This is a genomic window from Pelistega europaea (genome assembly GCF_013133775.1).
GTDB lineage: Bacteria > Pseudomonadota > Gammaproteobacteria > Burkholderiales > Burkholderiaceae_B > Taylorella > Taylorella europaea.
Genome location: NZ_JABGBO010000004.1, coordinates 34,237 through 55,910, shown reverse-complemented (window position 1 = coordinate 55,910; position 21,674 = coordinate 34,237). Strand labels below are relative to the sequence as shown.

Genomic DNA, 21,674 nt, shown 5'->3' with positions numbered 1-21,674 from the left:
TGGCGGTTTTATAGTGTATAGGCACTTAAATCACGATACCCCTTATCTTCTTATGAAGGTAGGGGGTATTTTAGTTATCTTATCCTAATAATTTATCTAAATCCTTAATTACCTTACTGAGTTCCGTGCGTAGGTTTTGGATTTCTTGTGCGCTAAAGCGTACTGCTGTTTCAACTTGGGACTTGCTATCGCGTGTATCACTTAAACGATTACGTGCACCACTGATAGTAAAACCTTGGTCATACAATAATTCGCGAATCTTACGAATAAGCAGTACCTCATGATGTTGATAGTAACGACGATTACCACGACGCTTAACAGGGTTAAGCTGAGTAAACTCTTGTTCCCAATAACGTAAAACATGGGGTTTCACATCACATAGTTCAGCGACTTCTCCAATGGTGAAGTAGCGTTTTGCAGGAATAGGAGGCAGGGATCCTGTAGGTAAAATCTCTGTTTGCATCATATTTATACTCTTTCGTGGCAAAACTGTAAAACTCACCCCATTGTACACTATTTCTGTGTTTTGTCGTTGAGGGAATGCCCCTAGATGCGGATTTGTACTTGTAGTAGAGAAAGTGTACCTAGGTATGATTTCCCCCCTATGGTGGGGGCGCGCCTAGGTACAATCTGTCCCTATGCTTCGTTATATTAAGAATAGTGTTGTCTTAATGGAGTGTGATAATTGTATAGGTAATTATCCTTATAGAGCGTCGCTCGCATAATCTGCCAAACGAGAGCGTTCACCTTTTTGTAAGGTTACATGTCCTGAGTGTGGCCAGCCTTTAAAACGGTCTACAACATAGGTAATGCCTGAGCTACCTTCGGTAAGATAGGGGGTGTCAATTTGTGCGATATTGCCAAGACATATAATCTTTGTGCCTGGGCCTGCACGTGTGATAAGAGTCTTCATCTGTTTGGGAGTGAGATTCTGTGCTTCATCAATAATAACAAACTTGTTCAAGAATGTCCGCCCACGCATAAAGTTCATGGACTTGACCTTAATATAAGATTGGATGATTTCTTTGCTAAGACTACGTTCCCATTGGATAGAACTATCTTGGCGTGCATGGGTATTAAGGAATTCAAGGTTATCTTCTAATGCTCCCATCCAAGGTTGCATTTTTTCTTCTTCTGTACCAGGTAGAAAACCAATATCTTCGCCGACAGGTACGGTCACACGTGTCATAATAATTTCGGTAAAGCGTTTGGTTTCTAGTACTTGTGTCAATCCTGCTGCTAGTGCTAACAAGGTTTTGCCTGTACCTGCTTGTCCCAATAAAGTCACAAAATCAATGTCTGGGTTCATTAATAGATTAAGAGCAAAGTTCTGCTCTCGGTTGCGTGCTGTCACCCCCCAGACATTATTTTTGGGATGCGTATAGTCGCGAATCGTGGCTAATACAGCAGATTTACCAGTAAGTTCTTTGACTTGTGCATAGAGCGGCTGATCTCCCTCTAGGTAGACAAATTCATTAACACGAAACTCAGGAACTAATGGACCACGAACTTTATAAAAGGTAGTACCTGATTGTGTCCATGACTCCATACCTTTACCATGTTTATTCCAGAAGTTGTCAGGTAGGTGACGGTATCCTTCATAGAGTAAGTCAGAATCTTCAACCATATGGTCGTTGAGGTAGTCTTCTGAGCTTAAGCCTAAGGCACGAGCCTTAAGTCGCATATTAATGTCTTTGGATACAAGAATAACTTGTCGGTGAGGATATTGATTCTGTAAGGTCTGCACCACACTGAGAATCATATTATCTGCTTTACCCGAGGGCAATGCGATTGCAAGGGGGTCATCAAGTTTACCTGTTTGAAACCACAAACGACCAAGAGCTTCTTTGTTGCCTAAAGTATTAAGAGGTATTCCTTGTGAAAGCTGGCTAGTATCTGCACAGAGATCATCTAAGGTACGGCTGACCTGACGGGCATTGCGGGCAACTTCAGTCATACCCTTTTTGTGCTGGTCAAGTTCCTCTAACGCAATCATCGGAAGGAAAATGTCATGTTCCTCAAAGCGAAAGAGGGAGGTGGGGTCATGAAGAAGGACATTAGTATCTAGGACAAAAAGTTTAGTAGTGGTAGTTTGCTTTGCCACTGATGGAGACGATTGTTGGGTGGTTGATTGAACAGTTTGTGTTGAAATAGATGTTGTTTGTTTCGTTGATTTTTCCTTGGCTGTTTTGTTTACAACTGCTTTAGCTGGTTTACTGCTAGTTTGACTAAGCGCTGTTGCACTTGTTATGGGTGATTTATCAGTGATTGTCTTACCAGTTTCAGCTAATGGTTGTGGGGTAACAGGTTTATCTTTAGAGGTTAATCGACTATTTGTCGATTTAGTTAAAACTGTATCTGTTGTTTTGGAAGTCTGATGTTTTGTCTTGCTTATCGATGAGCCTTGCTGCAAGGATTTTCTTGTTGGGGTAGCAGTCTCTACCTGCAATGCCTCAGTATTAGCCACTTGAGATGCTATGTCACTATCGGGAGTGCGTGCAGTAGGTTTACTACGTACTGTAGCTTTAGGCTCAAGACTAATATTGAGTTTATCTGCACGTTTACGAGGCATTTGAGGTAAAGGCATAATGATTTCCTTTTTAAAATGATAACAAATAGGCGAACTTACAACGCTTTAACAGCTTCCAATACAGCGTCTACATGTCCAGGGACTTTCACACCTCGCCATTCTTGGGCAAGTTTGCCGTTTTCATCAATCAAGAAAGTTGAGCGTTCAATCCCACGTACTTGTTTACCATACATATTTTTAAGTTTCATGACACCAAAGAGTTCACAAAGTTTCTCTTCTGGATCGGAGATAAGTGTAAATGGCAAAGATTGCTTGGTGATGAAGTTTGCATGAGATTTTAGTGAGTCGCGAGAAACTCCCACGATAACGGCATTTTCTGCTGCAAAGGCATCTACTGCATCGCGGAAATTTTGAGACTCTGTGGTGCAGCCTGGTGTGCTGTCTTTGGGATAGAAATATAGCACTAAACGTTTGCCAGCAAAATCGGCCAAGGATATATCACCATTACTGCTTTGTGCTGTCCAGGCAGGGACTTTTTTACCAGTTTCAACCATAATTACTCCTTCTGTAAGTTGTTATTCACATCACTTAAATCTATTACTGCGATTGCATTTCACCTTGCATTTTCATTATACCCATGTAATAAGTCAATCAAACGATTAATCAAGTGTCTGTTGTGACTCATCGTACACCTTGTAAATGCATTTGAATTTGGGTAATGAGAGGGAAATGTTTTGGTGGTATCAGTCTATAGGGTTTAATTGCCCTTGAGGACCTACTATCAGTCAATCAATAAAGCCACCGCCACCTTGCGTCCCTCGGACATTAGCACATTATATGTACGTGCAGCAGCTTTGGAATCCATGGTTTCAATACCGATGCGTGCATGTAATAAAGGAGCAAGAATTGCAGGAGAGATAAAGGCCTGACGCTTACCCGTACCAATGATAATTACTTCTGGTGCTTGGGTATAACGAGGAGCAGGATTGTCTTCTAGAAAATCAATTGCAGACGGTTTTTCAACCACTAAACCAGCGGCTTTTTCAATATCTGCTAGGGTGATTTGGGAGAAGTGGGTAATTTCCCACGCTTGAATTTCGCCCTCTGGAGCGAAGTAAATTGGGTGGTGATAACGCTGATCATTGACCTCTATATAGTCCTCTCCGTAACCTGTGACAGTGTTTAGAGAGGTGCGTTGTTCTCGGTGTAATTGCACATGGACTCCTTGTTATGGGGCTAATTTACCTCCCATTATAACGCAGAGGGGTGAGCGAGATAAAAAAGTATGTTGAAAGTCAGCAAGGGAAATCCAAGATTGGGGGGATGGGAAATAGCCTCTCCCCCCGGTTTTATTATGGTTGTTGTGTTGGATTTTCTTTGCCTGGCAATAACAATGTAATAATCACACTGAGATAACAAAAGAATGCAAAGGGTAAATAAGCCAGTACAGATACGCCGAGTTGTTGAGCAATAAAGACTCCGCACACACTCCATGGTACTAGTGGATTAATCACTGTGCCAGCATCTTCTAGTGTGCGAGATAGATGTTTGCGTGCCAAATTCAACTTGTCATAGACAGGTTTGTAAGTTTCCCCTGATAACAAGATGCTCAAATACTGTTCGCCGATTAGTACATTGACCAATATACTTGTCGATGCCACAGCCACAGTGGCTCGGCGTCCATTGCTGAGCCAATTAGCCAAAGCTGCCAGCAGACGAGGAATGACACCAAGAGCAAACAACAGCCCCCCCATACTTACAGCAAGCAATACGATGGTGAGGGTGAAAAACATGCTTTCCAAACCTCCACGTGATAGCATGCGAACTACATCTGGAGCCCATTCTGCATTTGGTTTAAAACCGCCGAAGAAGTAGCTGCCATATTGAGTAAAATCGCCAATCCCTGTGAAATGAGCAATCACCATAGCTGTGATAGAGGTATAGATAATTGCCATCACGGCAGGAATACGGAAAATTGCTAAAGCAATCAGAATAGCAAAAGGAATGAGTGAGTAAGCATGAACTAGTTGTGTTTGTGCCAGAGCCTCTCTAAAAGCATCAATTTTAGAAATATCTGCTTGAGAAGCATCCCCCATTAGGCTTAAACCTGCATAAGCAGCACAACATAGAATAAAAGCAGGGACAGTGGTGCGCATCATATTGCGAATATGTTCAAACAGGTCAATCCCTACAATAGAGGCGGAGATAGAGGTAGTATCTGAAAGGGGTGACATTTTATCTCCTAAAAAGGCTCCCGAAACCACTGCTCCTGCTGTAATTGCTGCTGAAGCTCCAAAAGCCTCGCCAATCCCCATAAAGGCGGCGCCTAGGGTAGCGACAGTCGTCAGACTACTGCCTAGAGAAATACCGATAATGCTGGTAATCAAAAATACTGATACATAGAACCACTTTGGACTCATTAATTCGGTACCGTAATAGATGAGACTTGGCATTGCACCACTCACAATTAAGGCAGTGACTAATAAGCCGATAAAGAAGAATAGATAAACCGCACCAACACTCGACATGAGTGTTTTTGCCATGGCTTGTTGCATGGCATCGTAAGAAACATCACGTAGACGACCATAAAGTAGCAGTCCAATCATGACAAAAACAATACCAATATGAGGTACCCAGCCCGTACCAATAATCAGAAAAGAAAGCAGTGCTATGGTTACTATTGCAATAATACCAGCCTCTGCCAATGAGGGTTGGTAAAGCGTGTTGTGTTTAAACATATTATCCTCCATGATGTTTAAAACAGCGTTAATAAAAGTTGTTGTTGTACTTCATAAAACAGCGTTAATAAAAGTTGTTGTTGTACTTCATAAAACAGCGTTAATAAAAGATGTTGTATTGCAACCCAAGGGTGAGACGTTGTTGAACCACATTGGGTTATGGTTAAATGGATATTTCTCCTCTAGGTCAAACAAAGAATGTGAAAACTGTAAGGTGCTTGCTACAAAATAGCGCTCCTACAAAACCCATTAGCGTAGTGACCAAGTCTTTTTGAAATTATCCATTTCCCATCTTCTTGGCAAAATTGCTAAATGCCCCCAGCATGCCCTGATTGTTGGAAGGTGGTGTACCCTCATTAGGCTTGCTGACATTTAAAACTTTTTGCAACTCATATTTGGTTTGATCAAGCAAAAATGCCAAATAATCAAATCGTAAATCCTCGCCTTTGCAGTTGACAAGTGCTTGTGTAATTTGGAGACGATAATAAGTACGTTCTAATAATTTTTCTAGGGAGTCTGTATTTGTTTCCAGAAGTTTGTCGATATAAAAATTTACCTTTGGGTATTTGTCCATAAGGTGCTTGATATTACGCCATTTTTCTGGATGTAATGTGTTTTCTTTTTCGTTATCACTTTTTTTCTTAAGCATCACAAATAATGGAATAGGATAATTTTCTAAATCATCAAAAGTGCGAGTCTTGAACAGTTTCACTAGTTCAATAGTGGAGTGTGATTTTATTTCCTCCGTTTTTTTCTCATCTTTATTTATTTTTTCTATTTTGTAAATCAGTGAACGATTATATTGAAGCTCTCGTACCAAACGCTCTAGATAAGAAATTTGTAAGTTTCGGAACTCTTTGCTTTTTGTAAACCCTTCAATGCCATTTTCGATAAACATTTTAACGGGTTCTAGTAATAAATCCAGCATGATGCCTCCCTCTATAGTATTGCTGTGACATTATTATGACGCTTATTTTACGTTAAATTTCATCAACATGGGTAAATTTAAAGAATTAGTTCTGAAGAGTAGTGATTCTACTTAAATAAAGATGTTTAAATGAAGAAAAGAAAAGGCTTCTGAGAGGGGTATTTGATAAACTGAAAATATTTTTTCGTGTTTGCCTAAAATCCCTTGCACTTTGAGGTGAAAATACGCTATTTTTAAGGGTTTACTCTACATTACTTTTAAGGTTATCAAAATGAGAAACTTTCCTCGAATTCAGCGTTTGCCTCCCTATGTGTTTAATATTACTGGCGAGCTCAAAATGGCCGCGCGTCGTCGAGGAGAAGATATTATTGATATGTCTATGGGTAATCCAGATGGTCCTACACCAGAGCATATCGTGAAAAAAATGGTTGAGGCGACACAACGCCCTAATACACATGGGTATTCTGTTTCCAAAGGTATTCCTCGTCTACGTAAAGCGATTACTGATTGGTACTTGCGTCGCTATGATGTAGCCTTTGATCCAGACTCAGAAGCGATTGTGACTATTGGCTCTAAAGAGGGTTTGGCTCACTTGATGTTGGCAACATTGGCAGAAGGGGATACTGTGTTGGTTCCTAACCCAAGTTACCCAATCCATATCTATGGTGCGGTGATTGCCGGAGCAAATATCCGTTCTATTCCTATGGGGCCAGGTATCGATTTCTTTGCAGAGATTGAATATGCCATCCATAATACATTCCCCAAACCTAAGATGCTCATTATTGGTTTTCCTAGCAATCCGACAGCACAATGCGTGGAGCTAGAGTTTTTTGAGCGTATTGTGAAATTAGCCAAGGAAGAGGACATCATTGTAGTACATGATTTGGCCTATGCTGACATCACTTTTGATGGTTATGTGGCTCCGTCTATTATGCAAGTGCCTGGAGCCAAGGATGTGGCGGTTGAGTTCTTCACTATGAGTAAAAGCTACAATATGGCGGGCTGGCGTGTTGGCTTTATGGTAGGCAATGCAGAAATTGTGAATGCTCTTGCACGTATTAAAAGTTACCATGATTACGGTACCTTTACACCTATTCAAGTGGCTTCTATTGCCGCACTTGATGGCCCTCAAGATTGTGTGAAAGAGGTGGTACAAGAATATCAAAAACGTCGTGATGTCTTGGTAAAAGGCTTGCATGAAGCTGGTTGGATGGTGGATATTCCCAAGGCTTCTATGTATATTTGGGCCAAGATTCCTGAACAATACGCTCATTTAAAATCGCTTGAATTCTCTAAAAAATTATTAGCACAAGCAAAGGTGGCTGTTTCTCCTGGGATTGGGTTTGGTGAGTATGGAGATGATTATGTTCGTTTTGCATTGATTGAAAATGAACAGCGCATCAAACAAGCCGTGCGTGGTATTAAGGATATGTTTAAAAAGGATGGCTATCTGAAATGAGTCAATTAAATTCAATTAAAGTTGGTTTGCTAGGTTTTGGGGTTGTTGGTAGTGGTACTTGGCGTGTATTGGCTCGCAATGCACAAGAGATTGCACGCCGTGCCGGACGTCGTATTGAAATTGTCCGTATTGCAACACGTACACCTTCCAAAGCAATTAGTGTTGTTGGTCAACTTGTTCCTGTCAGCAATGATATGATGGGTTTGGTAAATGACCCTAGTATTGATGTGGTGGTTGAGTTGATTGGTGGCACAACATTGGCTCGTGAGTTAGTTCTTAAGGCTATTGAGAATGGCAAACATGTGGTGACTGCCAACAAGGCATTACTTGCGATGCATGGTAATGAGATTTTTAAAGCAGCGAGTGAAAAACATGTGACGGTAGCATTTGAAGCGGCTGTTGCTGGAGGTATCCCGATTATTAAAGCGATGCGTGAAGGCTTAACTGCTAATCGTATCCAATGGCTTGCTGGTATTATTAACGGCACCACTAATTTTATTCTCACTGAAATGCGTGAGAAAGGTTTGCCGTTTGCCGATGTGTTAAAACAAGCACAGGCTTTAGGTTATGCTGAAGCTGACCCTACTTTTGATATTGAGGGGGTTGATGCAGCACATAAATTAACTTTATTAGCTTCGATTGCTTTTGGTATTCCTGTCCAATTTGACAAAGTATATGTTGAGGGGATTAGTCGTTTGGCTCCCGAAGATGTTGTGGCAGCCGGTCGTCTAGGTTACCGTATCAAGTTACTTGGTATTGCTAAGCATCGAGAAGATGGTGTTGAATTGCGTGTACACCCTTGCCTAGTGCCACAAGATAAGCTCATTGCTAATGTAGAAGGTGCTATGAATGCTGTTGTTGTTAAAGGCGATGCCGTAGGCGAGACACTTTATTATGGTGCTGGAGCGGGTTCTGAACCTACTGCTTCTGCAGTGGTGGCTGATTTGGTTGACGTTGCCCGTTTACAGACGGCTGATCCTGAACATCGCGTACCTCCATTGGCATTCCAAGCAGACGCTTTAGCGGATTATCCTATCCTGCCTATTGAGGATACTATTACGTCCTACTACTTACGTTTACATGTCGAGGATCGACCAGGAGTGATGGCGGATATTGCACGTATTTTAGCGGATGGTAATATTTCAATTAACTCGATGATTCAAGATCCTCAAGATGATGGTGCTTCGATTATTTTCCTTATTCATAAAGCAAGAGAGGGTAATGTAGTAGAAGCTATCCAGAAGATAGAATCCTTGTCTTTTGTTAAATCCAAAGTGACCTTTATTCGTTTGGAAGAATTATCATGAAATATGTATCAACACGAGGCGGTGGTGAGCCTGTAGAATTCTCTGCTGTATTGTTAGAGGGCTTGGCACGGGACGGTGGTTTGGCCATGCCTGAAGTTATGCCCCAAGTTAGCACAGAGACATTGGAGTCTTGGCGTTCGCTGAATTATGCAGAGCTTGCTACTGAGGTATTAAGTCTTTTTATTACTGACATCCCTAAGGGGGATTTAGCTGAGTTGTGCCGACGTAGCTATAATACACAAGCATTTCGGTCTACAGATATTGTGCCACTTAAAAAGTTAGACAATCAGGTCTCTATTGTTGGTTTGTCTGAAGGTCCTACACTGGCTTTTAAAGATATGGCGATGCAGTTTCTAGGTAATATTTTCGAATATGTGCTAGGAAAACAAGGACGTACATTGAATATTCTTGGTGCAACCTCTGGAGATACAGGCTCTGCTGCTGAATATGCACTACGTGGCAAAAAGGGCGTTAAAGTTTTCATGCTTTCTCCTTTTGGGCGTATGAGTGAGTTTCAGCGAGCACAAATGTACTCTTTGCAAGATGATAATATTTTTAATTTATCAGTCAAAGGGGTATTTGATGAATGCCAAGATATTGTTAAAGCTCTGGGCAATGATTTAGCTTTCAAAGAAAAATACCATCTAGGAGCGGTGAATTCCATCAATTTTGCTCGTATCTCTGCACAGGTGGTATATTACTTCTGGGCTTGGTTGCGAGCTACCAAGAAAGCGGGTGAGCAAGTGTCTTTCACTGTGCCGTCAGGTAATTTTGGTAATGTGCTATCTGGACATATTGCCCGTATGATGGGCTTGCCGATTCGTCGTCTTGTCGTAGCGACCAATGAAAACAATGTATTAGAAGAGTTCTTTAATACTGGTGTATATCGTCCCCGTTTGCCTTCACAGACTTACGCAACCTCTAGTCCGTCTATGGATATTTCCAAAGCATCGAACTTTGAACGCTTTATTTACCATTTGATGGGTAATGATGGTGGGCGTGTTAAGGCATTATGGCAAGAGTTAGCTGATAAGGGGCAGTTTGATTTAAGCAATCGTTTGACTGAGGTTCATGAGAAGTTTGGCTTTGTAGCTGGTAAAAGCTCTCATGCAGACCGCTTGGCTACGATTAAGCGTGAATACGAGGAACATGGTTATTTGCTTGACCCTCATACAGCGGATGGGGTTAAAGTAGCACGTGAGCATTTGGAAAACGGTGTTCCTATGCTAGTGCTTGAGACCGCATTACCAGCCAAGTTTACGGAGACTATTCAAGAGGCTATTGGTCAACCAGCTCCTGTGCCAGCACATTTAGTGGGTTTAAAGGACTTACCACAGCGCGTGCAAGTGATGGATTGTGACGTAGAGGCTGTCCGCCACTATATGGTGGAGCATATCGACAGCTAATTGTTTGAGGATAATAAGTATTGGTGTGCTTATTTAGGGTGGTAGTGCTTTGCCCAACAATAAAAAACATAAATATTTATTATCCGACTCTGGTCATATGTGGTATTGCCTCACCACAATACCTATATAAGAAAATACCTCTCCTTGGTTGGTGGGGTATTTTGTTCTTTTAGAGGTGGTTTATGGGGTCTTGGAAAAGTACCTTGATGCCTGTATTACGCTTTGCCCATCAGTTGGTGCGAGAGCGAGTAAAAAAGGGCGATTATGTGATTGATGCCACATTGGGTAATGGGCATGATACCTTGATGCTTGCTCAACTTGTTGGGGAGCAGGGTATCGTTATGGCTTTTGATGTGCAAGAACAAGCATTTCTTAAGAGCCGAGAATTGTTACAGCAGTATAATGCACTTGGACCAGTTGTATTTGTTCATGATAGCCATGCAAACATGCAACAGCATTGGAATATATCTGCCCCTAAAGTGATTATGTTTAATCTAGGTTATTTGCCAGGAGCGGATAAGCAATATACTACTCAGGTAGAGAGTACTTTAACAGCATTAAAACAATCGCTTGAGTTGTTAGATAAGCAAGGGCTTCTTGTGGCAGTGATTTACCCTGGGCATCCTGAAGGTAGGCAAGAAGATATTGCTGTTAGTCAGTGGGCAAGTCAACTCAATCAACGAGAGTTTCAGGTGTTGCGTTATGATTTTATTAATCAGATTAACTCTCCTCCATATTTATTAGCGATAGAAAAGCTCATTTAGTAAGTGTCTTTCGTTATTGCAATATTGCATCAATAGACAATACAGATACACTAAGAACAATTTTCATGAGAGTGGTAACCTCCCGTTATTTAGAAAAAATTAAATCAGATTTATCTCAAGCAGGAGTTATGAATGAATATCCTTTTAATTGATGGTGGCAAAGCATTTGCTGGTTCAGAAGGCCAATTAAATCATAAGCTACATGCGGTAGCTCTTGAAGTTTTGACAGCATCGGGTCATCAGATTAAAGAAACGGTTATTGAGGATGGATACGATATTGCCGAAGAAATAGAGAAATTATTGTGGATGGATGTAGTGATTTGGCAAATGCCCGCTTGGTGGATGGGGGCCCCTTGGACTGTTAAGAAGTATGTTGATGAAGTATTTATTGCTGGGCATGGTACACTTTATGCGAATGATGGTCGTCATCGCGATAACCCAACCAGAAATTATGGAAAGGGAGGTTTGCTTCAAGGCAAAAAGCACATGCTCTCACTTACTTGGAATGCACCGTTAGAGGCATTTACTGATCCCGAAGAGTTCTTTGAAGGTAAGGGTGTAGATGCTGTTTATTTTTCTTTCCATAAAGCTCTTGAGTTTTTAGGTATGGGAACATTACCTACCTATATGTGCAATAACGTCATCAAAGAACCTGATGTACCAAGATTTATTGCAGATTATAAAGCACATTTAACCAAACTATTTGCACTGTAACGCATTAAAAAAAGAGGGTGGGCATACCCTCTTTTTTAATGGATTAACCCTATCATCATTGCTGATATGGGGTAGGGTGATTGCTCACCCTTTTTAACTCATTAATGATGATAATCGATTATTAATCATTTTGTTGTGCATCAATTACCGCTAATGCTGTCATATTAACGATACGGCGAGTAGTGGTACTTGTTGTCATGATATGTACAGGTTTTGCTGCACCTAATAGGATAGGACCTAAAGCAATACCCCCACCACTAGTCATCTTAAGTAAATTATAAGAAATATTACCCGCTTCAATAGTAGGCATTACGAGCAAGTTTGCACTTCCACGCAATGTGCTTTCTGGGCAAGCTTCAAGACGGATACGTTCATTAAGTGCTGCATCAGCATGCATTTCACCATCAACTTCTAAGTGGGGAGCCCGTTCTAATATGATATTGCGGGCTTCTGCCATTTTTTGTGCACTAGCACTGTTTGGACGGCTACCGAAGTTAGAGTGTGAAAGTAGGGCAATCTTAGGTTTAACACCAAAACGTACCATCTCTTCTGCTGCAAGTAAGGCACTTTCAGCAATAGTTTCAGCATCTGGATTCTCGTTGACATGAGTATCAGTGAGGAAGAGGGTTTCGTTTGGCATAATGATTACGTTCATAGCTGCGAAATTCTTCACACCAGGCTTTAGTCCAATCACATCAGAGATGTGGTGAAGTTGATTTTCCCAACGTGAACTAGTACCGCAAATCATAGCGTCGGCCTCACCTAATTCCAGTAGAATAGCTCCAATCAGGGTGTTGTGCTTACGGACCATGGCCTTGGCAATGGCAGGGGTGACGCCTTTACGACTGCGAAGTTTATAATATAACTGCCATGCATCGTTGTAACGATGGTCATCTTCTGGGTTGACGATAGTGATGTTTTGTCCGTTTTGTAAACGCAAACCGAGTTTCTTGACACGCATTTCAATTACGCTAGGACGACCAATTAACATAGGAATGGCAATTTTTTCATCGACTACTGTTTGGACAGCCCGTAATACACGCTCATCTTCACCATCAGCATAAACGACACGTTTTTGCGAAGATTTTGCCTGCATGAATAATGGACGCATTAACTGTCCAGATTGATAAACGAAGTTCATCAACTGGGTGCGGTACGCTTCCATATCGGTGATGGGCTTGGTTGCTACACCAGAATCCATTGCTGCTTGGGCGATAGCAGGAGCGATTTTTACGATTAAACGCGGGTCAAAAGGCTTAGGAATGATGTACTCAGGACCAAATTCTAGAGATTGTCCTTTGTAGGCATTAGCAACTTCATCACTTTGCTCTGCTTGTGCTAATTCAGCAATCGCATGTACGCAAGCCATTTTCATTTCTTCATTAATAGTAGTTGCACCTACATCTAGGGCGCCACGGAAGATAAATGGAAAGCAGAGTACATTATTTACTTGGTTTGGATAGTCAGAACGGCCAGTTGCGATAATCACATCAGGACGTGCAGCTTTAGCCTTTTCAGGAGTAATTTCTGGATCAGGGTTAGCCAAGGCAAGAATCAAGGGACTATCCGCCATTGTTTTGACCATCTCGCCAGTGAGTACACCTTTAGTAGAGCAACCAAGGAAAACATCAGCATCTTTTACAACATCAGCTAATGTGCGAGCATCTGTTTCTTGTGCATAGCGTGCTTTGTTTTCTTCCATATTGGCGTCACGACCTTTGTAGATGACACCCTTGGAGTCGCATACGTAAATGTTTTGATGAGAAACACCTACACGGACTAATAAGTCTAGGCAGGCAATAGCAGCAGCACCTGCACCAGAGCAAACAAGTTTCACTTCAGCAGGATTTTTGCCGATGAGCTTAAGACCGTTAAGAATCGCAGCAGAAGAAATAATTGCGGTACCGTGTTGATCATCATGAAAGACAGGAATCTTCATGCGTTCGCGTAATTTTTTCTCAATGTAGAAACATTCAGGAGCTTTAATATCTTCGAGGTTAACACCACCTAGAGTAGGTTCTAAAGCACATACGATATCGACAATTTTGTCTGGGTCGTTTTCTGCTAATTCAATATCGAATACATCTACACCTGCAAATTTCTTGAATAGGCAGCCTTTACCTTCCATCACTGGTTTAGCGGCTAGAGGGCCGATATTACCAAGACCAAGTACAGCAGTACCATTGGTAATCACACCAACCAGGTTGCTGCGAGATGTGTAGCGCGAGGCAGCTGCATTGCCTTCTTCATAAATTGCCATGCAGGCATGGGCAACGCCAGGAGAATAGGCGAGAGATAAATCGTCTTGGTTTGCCATTGATTTAGTAGGCGTAACAGAAATTTTACCAGGGCGAGGATATTCGTGATAATCGAGAGCTAATTTTTTAGAATCTGTAGGCATAATAAGTCCTATCAATAAACAATTTAAGATAATTTTAAATATCCTCAATGTTACTGTTTTTTGCTTAAAAAATCTTGTTTTTGAGCGGATTGTAGGGATTTTGTTATACCGTTTTAATTCCTGTTTTCTTATCCGTCATATCACTGTCATTAAAAGAAACTTTTTATCTGGCAAAAAGCCACATTCCCGACTATTTCAGTTATACTACTGCCTAATCGGATTTCTATTCCTATTAATCTGTATAAGAAATCTGCCTTCTTTTTCTCGCTATCCGTAAGTCGGTAGGCCCGTAAATCGGAAGGTTTTCCTGCATCCATATATGGTGAAACACTTATAAAGGTGAAGCGTCGTATGACTACTACTTTTGATGAAAAGAGCAAAAGCTCATATCTATTTGGTGGTAACGTTCCGTATGTTGAAGAACTGTACGAAATGTACCTAGAAAATCCTGAATCTGTTGATGCTGAGTGGCGTGATTATTTTGATAATCTTAGTCATTTGCCAGCGGTCGACGGCAAGGAAACAACCCGCGATCAAAATCACTCTTCTGTTATTGCATCATTTGCCCAACGCGCTAAGGCAAATACTCTGTTAACACAAGCAGCACCAGCGAACTTGGAGGTTGCTAGTAAACAACTTAAAGTACAGTCTTTGATTGCAGCATACCGTACTTTAGGTGTGCGTTATGCTAATTTAGATCCTCTCAAACGTCGTGAGCGTCCTGAGATTCCAGAGTTGGACTTGGCATTCTATGGATTGACAGAAGCAGATTTAGACGAGGTTTATTCTGCTACCAATACTTACTTTACTAAGAAGTCTACGATGACTTTGCGTGAAATTCTCAATGCCTTGCGTGATACTTACTGCCGTTCTATTGGTAGTGAGTATATGCATATGTCAGATCCTAAAGCCAAGCGTTGGATTCAAGAGCGTTTGGAAAGTACTTTAGGTACAGCAGAGTTTTCTGTTGCTGAGAAAAAGAATATCCTTAAACAGCTTACTGAAGCCGAGGGGTTAGAGCGTTACTTACATACTAAGTACGTGGGCCAAAAGCGTTTCTCACTTGAGGGTGGTGAAAGCTTTATCGTAAGTATGGATGAAATTGTTAACCATGGTGGTCAGGTTGGTGTCCAAGAGGTGGTTGTCGGTATGGCACACCGTGGGCGTTTGAATATGTTAATCAACGTGATGGGTAAGCGACCAGGCGATTTGTTTGCTGAGTTTGAGGGTAAACATGCCGAAGGTCTTACTGATGGTGATGTGAAGTACCACAACGGTTTTTCCAGCGATATTTCTACCGCGGGTGGTCCTGTTCACCTGTCATTAGCATTTAACCCATCTCACCTAGAGATTGTAAACCCAGTCGTTGAGGGTAGTGCACGTGCTCGTCAAGAGCGTCGTAGCAATAAGCGCGAAGTATTGCCTGTATTAGTGCATGGTGATGCAGCGTTTGCCGGTCAAGGTGTAGTTCAGGAAACTCTTAACTTAGCACAAACACGAGGTTATGGTACTGGTGGTACTTTACATGTGGTGATTAATAACCAAATTGGTTTTACAACTTCTGATCCACGTGATGCACGTTCGACTTTATATTGTACCGACGTGGTTAAGATGATTGAGGCTCCTGTATTCCATGTGAATGGTGATGATCCAGAAGCAGTCGCTTTTGTCTCTCGTTTGGCATTGGATTACCGCGAAGAGTTTGCACATGATGTTGTGATTGATATTGTATGTTTCCGTAAATTAGGACACAATGAACAAGACACTCCAGCATTGACTCAGCCATTGATGTACAAATCGATTGCTAAACACCCAGGTACTCGTAAGCTATATGCCGATAAACTTGTTGCACAAGGGGTATTAAGTGCTGATGAGCCTGAAGAAATGGTTAAAGAATACCGTGCTCTTATGGATAAAGGTCAAGACTCAGTTGAGCCTGTATTGACTGACTATAAGAACAAATATGCAATTGACTGGACACCTTTCTTGGGAGCTAAATGGACAGATAAAGCAGATACTGCTATTCCTCTTACCGAGTTGCAACGCTTAGGCGAGCGTATTACAACTATCCCTGAGACCTTTACACCTCACAAACTTGTTGAGAAATTACTTGCTGATCGTGCAGCAATGGCACGGGGTGAGTTGCCACTAGACTGGGGTATGGGTGAGCATCTTGCATATGCCTCTTTAGTCAGTGCAGGCTTTAATATCCGTATTACTGGTGAAGACGTGGGTCGTGGTACCTTTACACACCGTCATGCAGTATTGCATGATCAAAATCGTGAACGTTGGGATGATGGTACTTATATCCCACTGCAAAACGTTAGCGAAAACCAAGCAACTTTCACCATTATCGACTCTGTATTGTCAGAAGAGGCAGTACTTGGTTTTGAATATGGTTATGCTTGCTCAGAACCTAATACATTAACTATTTGGGAAGCTCAGTTCGGTGACTTTGCCAACGGTGCTCAAGTTGTTATCGACCAATTTATCGCGGCTGGGGAAGCAAAATGGGGTCGCCAATGTGGTCTTGTGATGATGTTGCCTCACGGCTATGAGGGTCAAGGTCCAGAGCACTCATCAGCTCGTATCGAACGTTACTTACAATTATGTGCTGATAACAATATGCAAGTGGTTCAACCAACTAATGGCGCACAAATTTTCCACTTGTTACGTCGTCAAATGATTCGTAAGTTCCGCAAACCGCTTGTTATCTTTACGCCAAAATCATTGCTCCGTAACAAGGATGCTAGTGTACCTATTACCGATTTATCTGAAGGCTCCTTCAAAACTATTATTGGTGAAGTAGATACAGGTATTAAAGCAGACAAGGTTAAGCGCGTACTCGTATGCTCTGGTAAGGTTTACTATGACTTGGTACATGCCCGTAAAGAACGCGAAGCGAGTGATGTTGCGATTGTTCGTGTTGAGCAGCTTTACCCATTTGCACATAAAGATTTCGCTGCTGAATTGGCTAAATACAAGAATGCTAAGGAAATCGTTTGGGTTCAAGATGAACCTCAAAATCAAGGTCCTTGGTTCTATGTACAACACCATATCTTTGAGAACATGAAAGAAGGTCAAAAACTTGCATTTGCAGGTCGTCCAGCTTCTTCTTCTCCTGCAGTTGGCTATTTGGCTAAACACGTTGAACAACAAAAGGCATTAATTGAGCAGGCTTATGCTAGTCGCTTGAAAGGCTTTGTATTAACTAAATAATTTAGAGTTTAAAGGATATTTCAATTATGGCAATTATTGATGTAGTCGTACCACAGTTATCAGAGTCTATTTCTGAAGCGACATTATTAGAGTGGAAATTTAAAGTAGGTGATGCAGTTTCTCAAGACGAAACACTTATTGAAATCGAAACAGATAAAGTAGTTCTTGAAGTGCCAGCTCCTGAGTCTGGCGTTATCACTGAAATCGTTGAAGGTGATGGTAGCACAGTGACTTCAGGTCAGCTTTTAGCGAAGATTGATACAGAAGCCAAAGCAGCGGCTGCAGCACCTGCTGCTGAAGCTGCTCCTGCACCAGCGGCGGTTCCTGCAGCAGCTCCAGCACCAGCAAGTGCTTCTAAAGGGGATATTGCATCTCCTGCAGCTAGCGTTATTCTTGCAGAGAAAGGTCTTAAAGCCTCTGATGTAGCCGGTACAGGTCGTGATGGTCGTGTTACCAAAGCTGATGCACAGGCAGCCTCTGCTAAACCGGCTGCTCCTAAGGCTGCTCCAGCTCCAGCACCAGCACCAATTCCTATGAATTTAGAAGGTCGCCCAGAGCAACGTGTTCCTATGACTCGTCTACGTGCACGTATTGCTGAGCGTTTACTTCAATCTCAACAGGATAACGCTATTCTTACTACTTTCAATGAAGTGGATATGAGCGCTGTTATTGCTTTACGCAATCAGTACAAAGAAAAATTCGAGAAAGAGCATGGTGTTAAACTTGGTTTTATGTCTTTCTTTGTGAAAGCAGCCGTGGCAGCGTTGAAACGCTTCCCAATTCTTAATGCATCGGTTGATGGTACAGATATTATTTACCACGGTTACTTTGATATCGGTATCGCGGTAAGTAGCCCACGTGGTCTTGTTGTACCTATCCTTCGTAATGCAGACCAATTAAGCTTAGCTGACATCGAGAAAGCTATTGCAGACTTTGGTGTACGCGCACGTGAGGGCAAATTAGGTCTAGAGGACTTGACTGGTGGTACATTCTCTATCTCTAATGGTGGGGTATTCGGTTCTATGATGTCTACTCCTATTATTAACCCTCCACAATCAGCTATCTTGGGTATCCATGCTACTAAAGAGCGTCCAGTAGCGATTAACGGCAAGGTTGAAATCCGTCCAATCAACTACTTGGCAATGTCTTATGATCACCGTATTATCGATGGTCGTGAGGCAGTATTAGGTCTAGTAGCGATGAAAGAAGCGTTAGAAGATCCTCAACGCTTATTGTTAGACATCTAATTTTGAGATGATGCAGGGCGCCCCTCGTTGTTTAGGGGCGCTTGTCTTTTAACGAATTTTAAAGAGAAGAATTGATATGGCAACACAATTTGACGTCGTCGTTATCGGTGCAGGCCCTGGTGGTTATATTGCCGCTATCCGTGCTGCACAATTAGGTAAAAAAGTAGCATGCATTGATGCATGGGTGGATGAAAAGGGTAATGCTAAACCTGGTGGTACTTGCACTAACGTGGGTTGTATTCCTTCTAAGGCATTATTACAATCTTCTGAGCACTATGAACAAGCTCAACACCACTTTGCTGAGCATGGTATTGAAGTGGGTAGTGTAAAACTCAAATTAGATACATTGATTGGTCGTAAGGATAGCGTTGTTAAGCAAAACAATGATGGTATCCAATATCTATTCAAGAAGAACAAAGTGACTTTCTTTGTAGGTAAAGGCTCTTTTGTAGGCAAAGAAGCTGACGGTACTTACAAGATTAAAGTAGAAGGTAAGAAATCAGAAGAATTAGTGGCTACTCATGTTATTGTGGCAACTGGTTCTGCTCCTCGTGCTTTACCTGGCCTACCATTTGATGAAAAACAAATCCTTTCCAATGATGGGGCATTAAGCATGACTTCTGTACCCAAGAAACTAGGTGTGATTGGTGCAGGTGTTATTGGTCTAGAAATGGGTAGTGTATGGCGTCGTTTAGGTGCTGATGTGACTATTCTTGAAGCAGCCCCAGCATTTTTAGCTTTAGCTGATGAAGCGATTGCAAAAGAAGCGAAAAAAGCCTTTGACAAACAAGGCCTTAAGATTGAAGTGGGTGTGAAACTTGGTGAAATCAAGACATCTGCTAAAGCTGTCAAAGTACCTTATACTACAGCTAAAGGCGAAGAAAAACTTCTTGAAGTGGATCGTTTAATTGTATCTATTGGTCGTGTTCCTTATACAGAGGGTCTTAATGCAGCAGCAGTAGGACTTGCTTTAAATGAACGCGGTTTCATTGAAGTCGATGGTGACTGCAAAACTAACTTGCCCAACGTATGGGCGGTAGGTGATGTGGTACGCGGTCCTATGCTTGCCCATAAAGCTGAAGAAGAGGGTGTTGCTGTAGCAGAGCGTATTGCTGGTCAACATGGTCATGTGAATTTTGATACGATTCCTTCTGTTATCTACACATCTCCAGAAATGGCATGGGTTGGCAAAACTGAACAACAGCTTAAAGCCGAAGGTCGTGCAATTAAAGTCGGTACTTTCCCATTCTTGGCTAATGGTCGTGCACGTGCTTTAGGTGACACCACTGGTTTTGTGAAAATTATCGCTGATGCGACAACCGATGAAGTGCTTGGTGCACATATCATTGGTCCTATGGCATCAGAGTTGATTTCTGAATTAGTGACAATCATGGAATTTAAAGGGGCAGCTGAGGATATTGCACGTATTTGCCATGCTCACCCAACCTTATCTGAGTCAGTAAAAGAGGCTGCTTTAGCGGTGGATAAACGTTCATTAAACTTCTAAATTGATACCGATGAAGTGAAAGCTCTGTGGTTTTCTGAAGAGCTTTCACCTAATTGGACTATCTTTAGAATATATGAAAATACGCGAAAAGCCGCCGACTTTTGAGAAGGTGGCTTTTTTCATGTATGAGTGCTGTAGCTTTTTTATTGGGAACAATGTTCACCTTGATGAAAGGTTATGGTTGAGATGTTAACACTGGATGTCACATCTTTAAAAATTCCTGTTGTCTTATACGGATGATTATTTGAAATGAACGTTATTCAATATTATGAAAAAGCACTTGCAGATAAGGGATATAAACCTGATGCTGCACAAGTTAAGGCGATTGAACGTTTACAAAAATTCTATGATGATTGGGTAAATTTACCTTCACCCTCACCAAAGCCTTTTTTTAAGCGTTTACTTGCTAAACCTGAGGCTCCTACAGCTCCCCGAGGGGTATATATGTGGGGAGGGGTTGGTCGCGGGAAGAGTTTCTTGATGGACTCTTTTTACAATACAGTTCCTTTACAGCGTAAGACCCGTATTCACTTTCATGAGTTTATGCGCGGAGTTCATGCCCATTTGCAAGCCATTAGTAAAGAAGCAGATCCTCTCGATATTGTTGCCAAACATATTTCTGAAAAATATCAACTTATTTGCTTTGATGAGTTTCATGTGTCGGATATTGCAGATGCGATGATTCTGTACCGTCTGTTACAAAAACTTTTTGATAATGGTACTAGTTTTGTGATGACTTCGAATTATGAGCCATCGACCTTGTACCCAGATGGGTTGCATCGCGATAGGATTTTGCCAGCGATTGCTTTGATTAAAGAGAAAATGGACATTATCAATGTGGATACTGGCGTGGATTATCGCCGTCGTACATTAGAGCAGCTAAAGTTGTACTTTACTCCGATTACTTCTGAGACAAATAAAGAGCTAGAAGCTATTTTTGACTCGCTTACTACACGCCATAATGAAGTAAAAACAGTGACTGTAGAGGGGCGTGAGTTACCTGTAGTAGCAGAGGGAAGAGGGGTAATTTGGTTTACTTTTGCGACACTTTGTGGAACAGCACGCTCACAAAATGACTACCTAGAATTAGCGAATCGTTATGAAACATTGATTTTATCCGATGTGCCTAAATTAGCCCCTAAAGATGCTTCTGAAGCTCGTCGTTTCACATGGTTGATTGATGTGCTTTATGACCATAAGGTGAAATTAATCATGTCAGCTCAGACCGAACCAGAACAGATTTATGTAGAAGGTGTACAAGCGAGTGAATTTCACCGTACAGTGTCACGTATGGTAGAAATGCAATCTAAAGAATATATGGAAGCGGAAACTCGTCATTCTGTGACTTTATAATTGTAAAGTGTTAGGATAATGAGATTGGCTAGTGTATCGTTGCTTAGTGACGATATTCAGAATTTAGAGATGCTTATTTGATTGTATAGCCCATATAAAGT

16 protein-coding genes are annotated in these 21,674 nt (G+C 41.6%); 9 read left to right on the top strand and 7 right to left on the bottom strand.

Annotated features, from left to right (window positions below):
• Nucleotides 1-79: 79 nt before the first annotated feature.
• The 6 genes from HKX40_RS04485 to HKX40_RS04460 form a co-directional block, all read right to left on the bottom strand.
• Nucleotides 80-466 carry a MerR family transcriptional regulator gene (locus tag HKX40_RS04485; RefSeq protein WP_171588365.1) on the bottom strand — a complete coding sequence of 129 codons (387 nt, stop codon included), beginning with the start codon at nucleotides 464-466 and terminating at the stop codon, nucleotides 80-82.
• A gap of 237 nt (nucleotides 467-703) precedes the next feature.
• The gene (locus HKX40_RS04480; RefSeq protein ID WP_425500451.1) at nucleotides 704-2,572 is read right to left on the bottom strand and encodes a PhoH family protein; all 1,869 of its coding nucleotides are present in this window, start codon (nucleotides 2,570-2,572) and stop codon (nucleotides 704-706) included.
• Nucleotides 2,573-2,625: 53 nt separating this feature from the next.
• Nucleotides 2,626-3,087 (bottom strand): redoxin domain-containing protein, encoded by a 462-nt coding sequence (locus HKX40_RS04475; protein WP_171588538.1) that lies wholly within the window; start codon nucleotides 3,085-3,087, stop codon nucleotides 2,626-2,628.
• Between the two features lie 224 nt (nucleotides 3,088-3,311).
• A complete protein-coding gene (locus tag HKX40_RS04470) occupies nucleotides 3,312-3,746 on the bottom strand; it encodes an MTH938/NDUFAF3 family protein (protein WP_171588364.1) in 435 nt (144 codons plus the stop codon).
• A gap of 136 nt (nucleotides 3,747-3,882) precedes the next feature.
• Nucleotides 3,883-5,268: a Na+/H+ antiporter NhaC family protein gene (locus tag HKX40_RS04465; RefSeq protein ID WP_171588363.1), complete on the bottom strand. Its 1,386-nt coding sequence runs from the start codon at nucleotides 5,266-5,268 to the stop codon at nucleotides 3,883-3,885.
• A 277-nt stretch (nucleotides 5,269-5,545) separates the two neighbouring features.
• The gene (locus HKX40_RS04460; RefSeq protein ID WP_171588362.1) at nucleotides 5,546-6,196 is read right to left on the bottom strand and encodes a hypothetical protein; all 651 of its coding nucleotides are present in this window, start codon (nucleotides 6,194-6,196) and stop codon (nucleotides 5,546-5,548) included.
• A 271-nt stretch (nucleotides 6,197-6,467) separates the two neighbouring features.
• Here HKX40_RS04460 and alaC point away from each other — a divergent pair, with 271 nt between their 5' ends.
• The 5 genes from alaC to HKX40_RS04435 all read left to right on the top strand — a co-directional run bounded on the left by alaC (nucleotide 6,468) and on the right by HKX40_RS04435 (nucleotide 11,846).
• On the top strand, nucleotides 6,468-7,655 hold the full coding sequence (gene alaC, locus HKX40_RS04455; protein WP_171588361.1) for an alanine transaminase: 1,188 nt from the start codon (nucleotides 6,468-6,470) through the stop codon (nucleotides 7,653-7,655).
• A complete protein-coding gene (locus tag HKX40_RS04450) occupies nucleotides 7,652-8,962 on the top strand; it encodes a homoserine dehydrogenase (protein WP_171588360.1) in 1,311 nt (436 codons plus the stop codon). The genes alaC and HKX40_RS04450 overlap by 4 nt, the downstream gene beginning before the upstream one ends.
• Entirely contained in the window at nucleotides 8,959-10,368 is a 1,410-nt protein-coding gene (thrC, locus tag HKX40_RS04445) for a threonine synthase (protein ID WP_171588359.1), read from the top strand. The genes HKX40_RS04450 and thrC overlap by 4 nt, the downstream gene beginning before the upstream one ends.
• A 182-nt stretch (nucleotides 10,369-10,550) precedes the next feature.
• Nucleotides 10,551-11,132, top strand: coding sequence for a tRNA 5-(aminomethyl)-2-thiouridylate-methyltransferase MnmM (gene mnmM, locus HKX40_RS04440; protein ID WP_246233572.1), 582 nt, complete (start codon nucleotides 10,551-10,553; stop codon nucleotides 11,130-11,132).
• Nucleotides 11,133-11,264: 132 nt separating this feature from the next.
• Nucleotides 11,265-11,846 (top strand): NAD(P)H-dependent oxidoreductase, encoded by a 582-nt coding sequence (locus HKX40_RS04435; protein ID WP_171588358.1) that lies wholly within the window; start codon nucleotides 11,265-11,267, stop codon nucleotides 11,844-11,846.
• A gap of 121 nt (nucleotides 11,847-11,967) precedes the next feature.
• Here the strand turns inward: HKX40_RS04435 and HKX40_RS04430 are convergent, their stop codons facing one another.
• Nucleotides 11,968-14,247 (bottom strand): NADP-dependent malic enzyme, encoded by a 2,280-nt coding sequence (locus HKX40_RS04430; protein ID WP_171588357.1) that lies wholly within the window; start codon nucleotides 14,245-14,247, stop codon nucleotides 11,968-11,970.
• A gap of 351 nt (nucleotides 14,248-14,598) precedes the next feature.
• On the opposite strand from HKX40_RS04430, the gene HKX40_RS04425 reads away from it, so the two are divergent.
• The 4 genes from HKX40_RS04425 to zapE all read left to right on the top strand — a co-directional run bounded on the left by HKX40_RS04425 (nucleotide 14,599) and on the right by zapE (nucleotide 21,573).
• Complete coding sequence (locus HKX40_RS04425; RefSeq protein ID WP_171588356.1) at nucleotides 14,599-17,466, top strand: 2-oxoglutarate dehydrogenase E1 component; 2,868 nt, start codon at nucleotides 14,599-14,601, stop codon at nucleotides 17,464-17,466.
• 26 nt (nucleotides 17,467-17,492) lie between these two features.
• Nucleotides 17,493-18,713, top strand: coding sequence for a 2-oxoglutarate dehydrogenase complex dihydrolipoyllysine-residue succinyltransferase (odhB, locus tag HKX40_RS04420; protein WP_171588355.1), 1,221 nt, complete (start codon nucleotides 17,493-17,495; stop codon nucleotides 18,711-18,713).
• Nucleotides 18,714-18,789: 76 nt separating this feature from the next.
• A complete protein-coding gene (gene lpdA, locus HKX40_RS04415; protein ID WP_171588354.1) occupies nucleotides 18,790-20,220 on the top strand; it encodes a dihydrolipoyl dehydrogenase in 1,431 nt (476 codons plus the stop codon).
• Between the two features lie 249 nt (nucleotides 20,221-20,469).
• Nucleotides 20,470-21,573, top strand: a complete 1,104-nt coding sequence (gene zapE / locus HKX40_RS04410) for a cell division protein ZapE (protein ID WP_171588353.1) — start codon at nucleotides 20,470-20,472, stop codon at nucleotides 21,571-21,573.
• The last annotated feature ends 101 nt before the right edge of the window (nucleotides 21,574-21,674 follow it).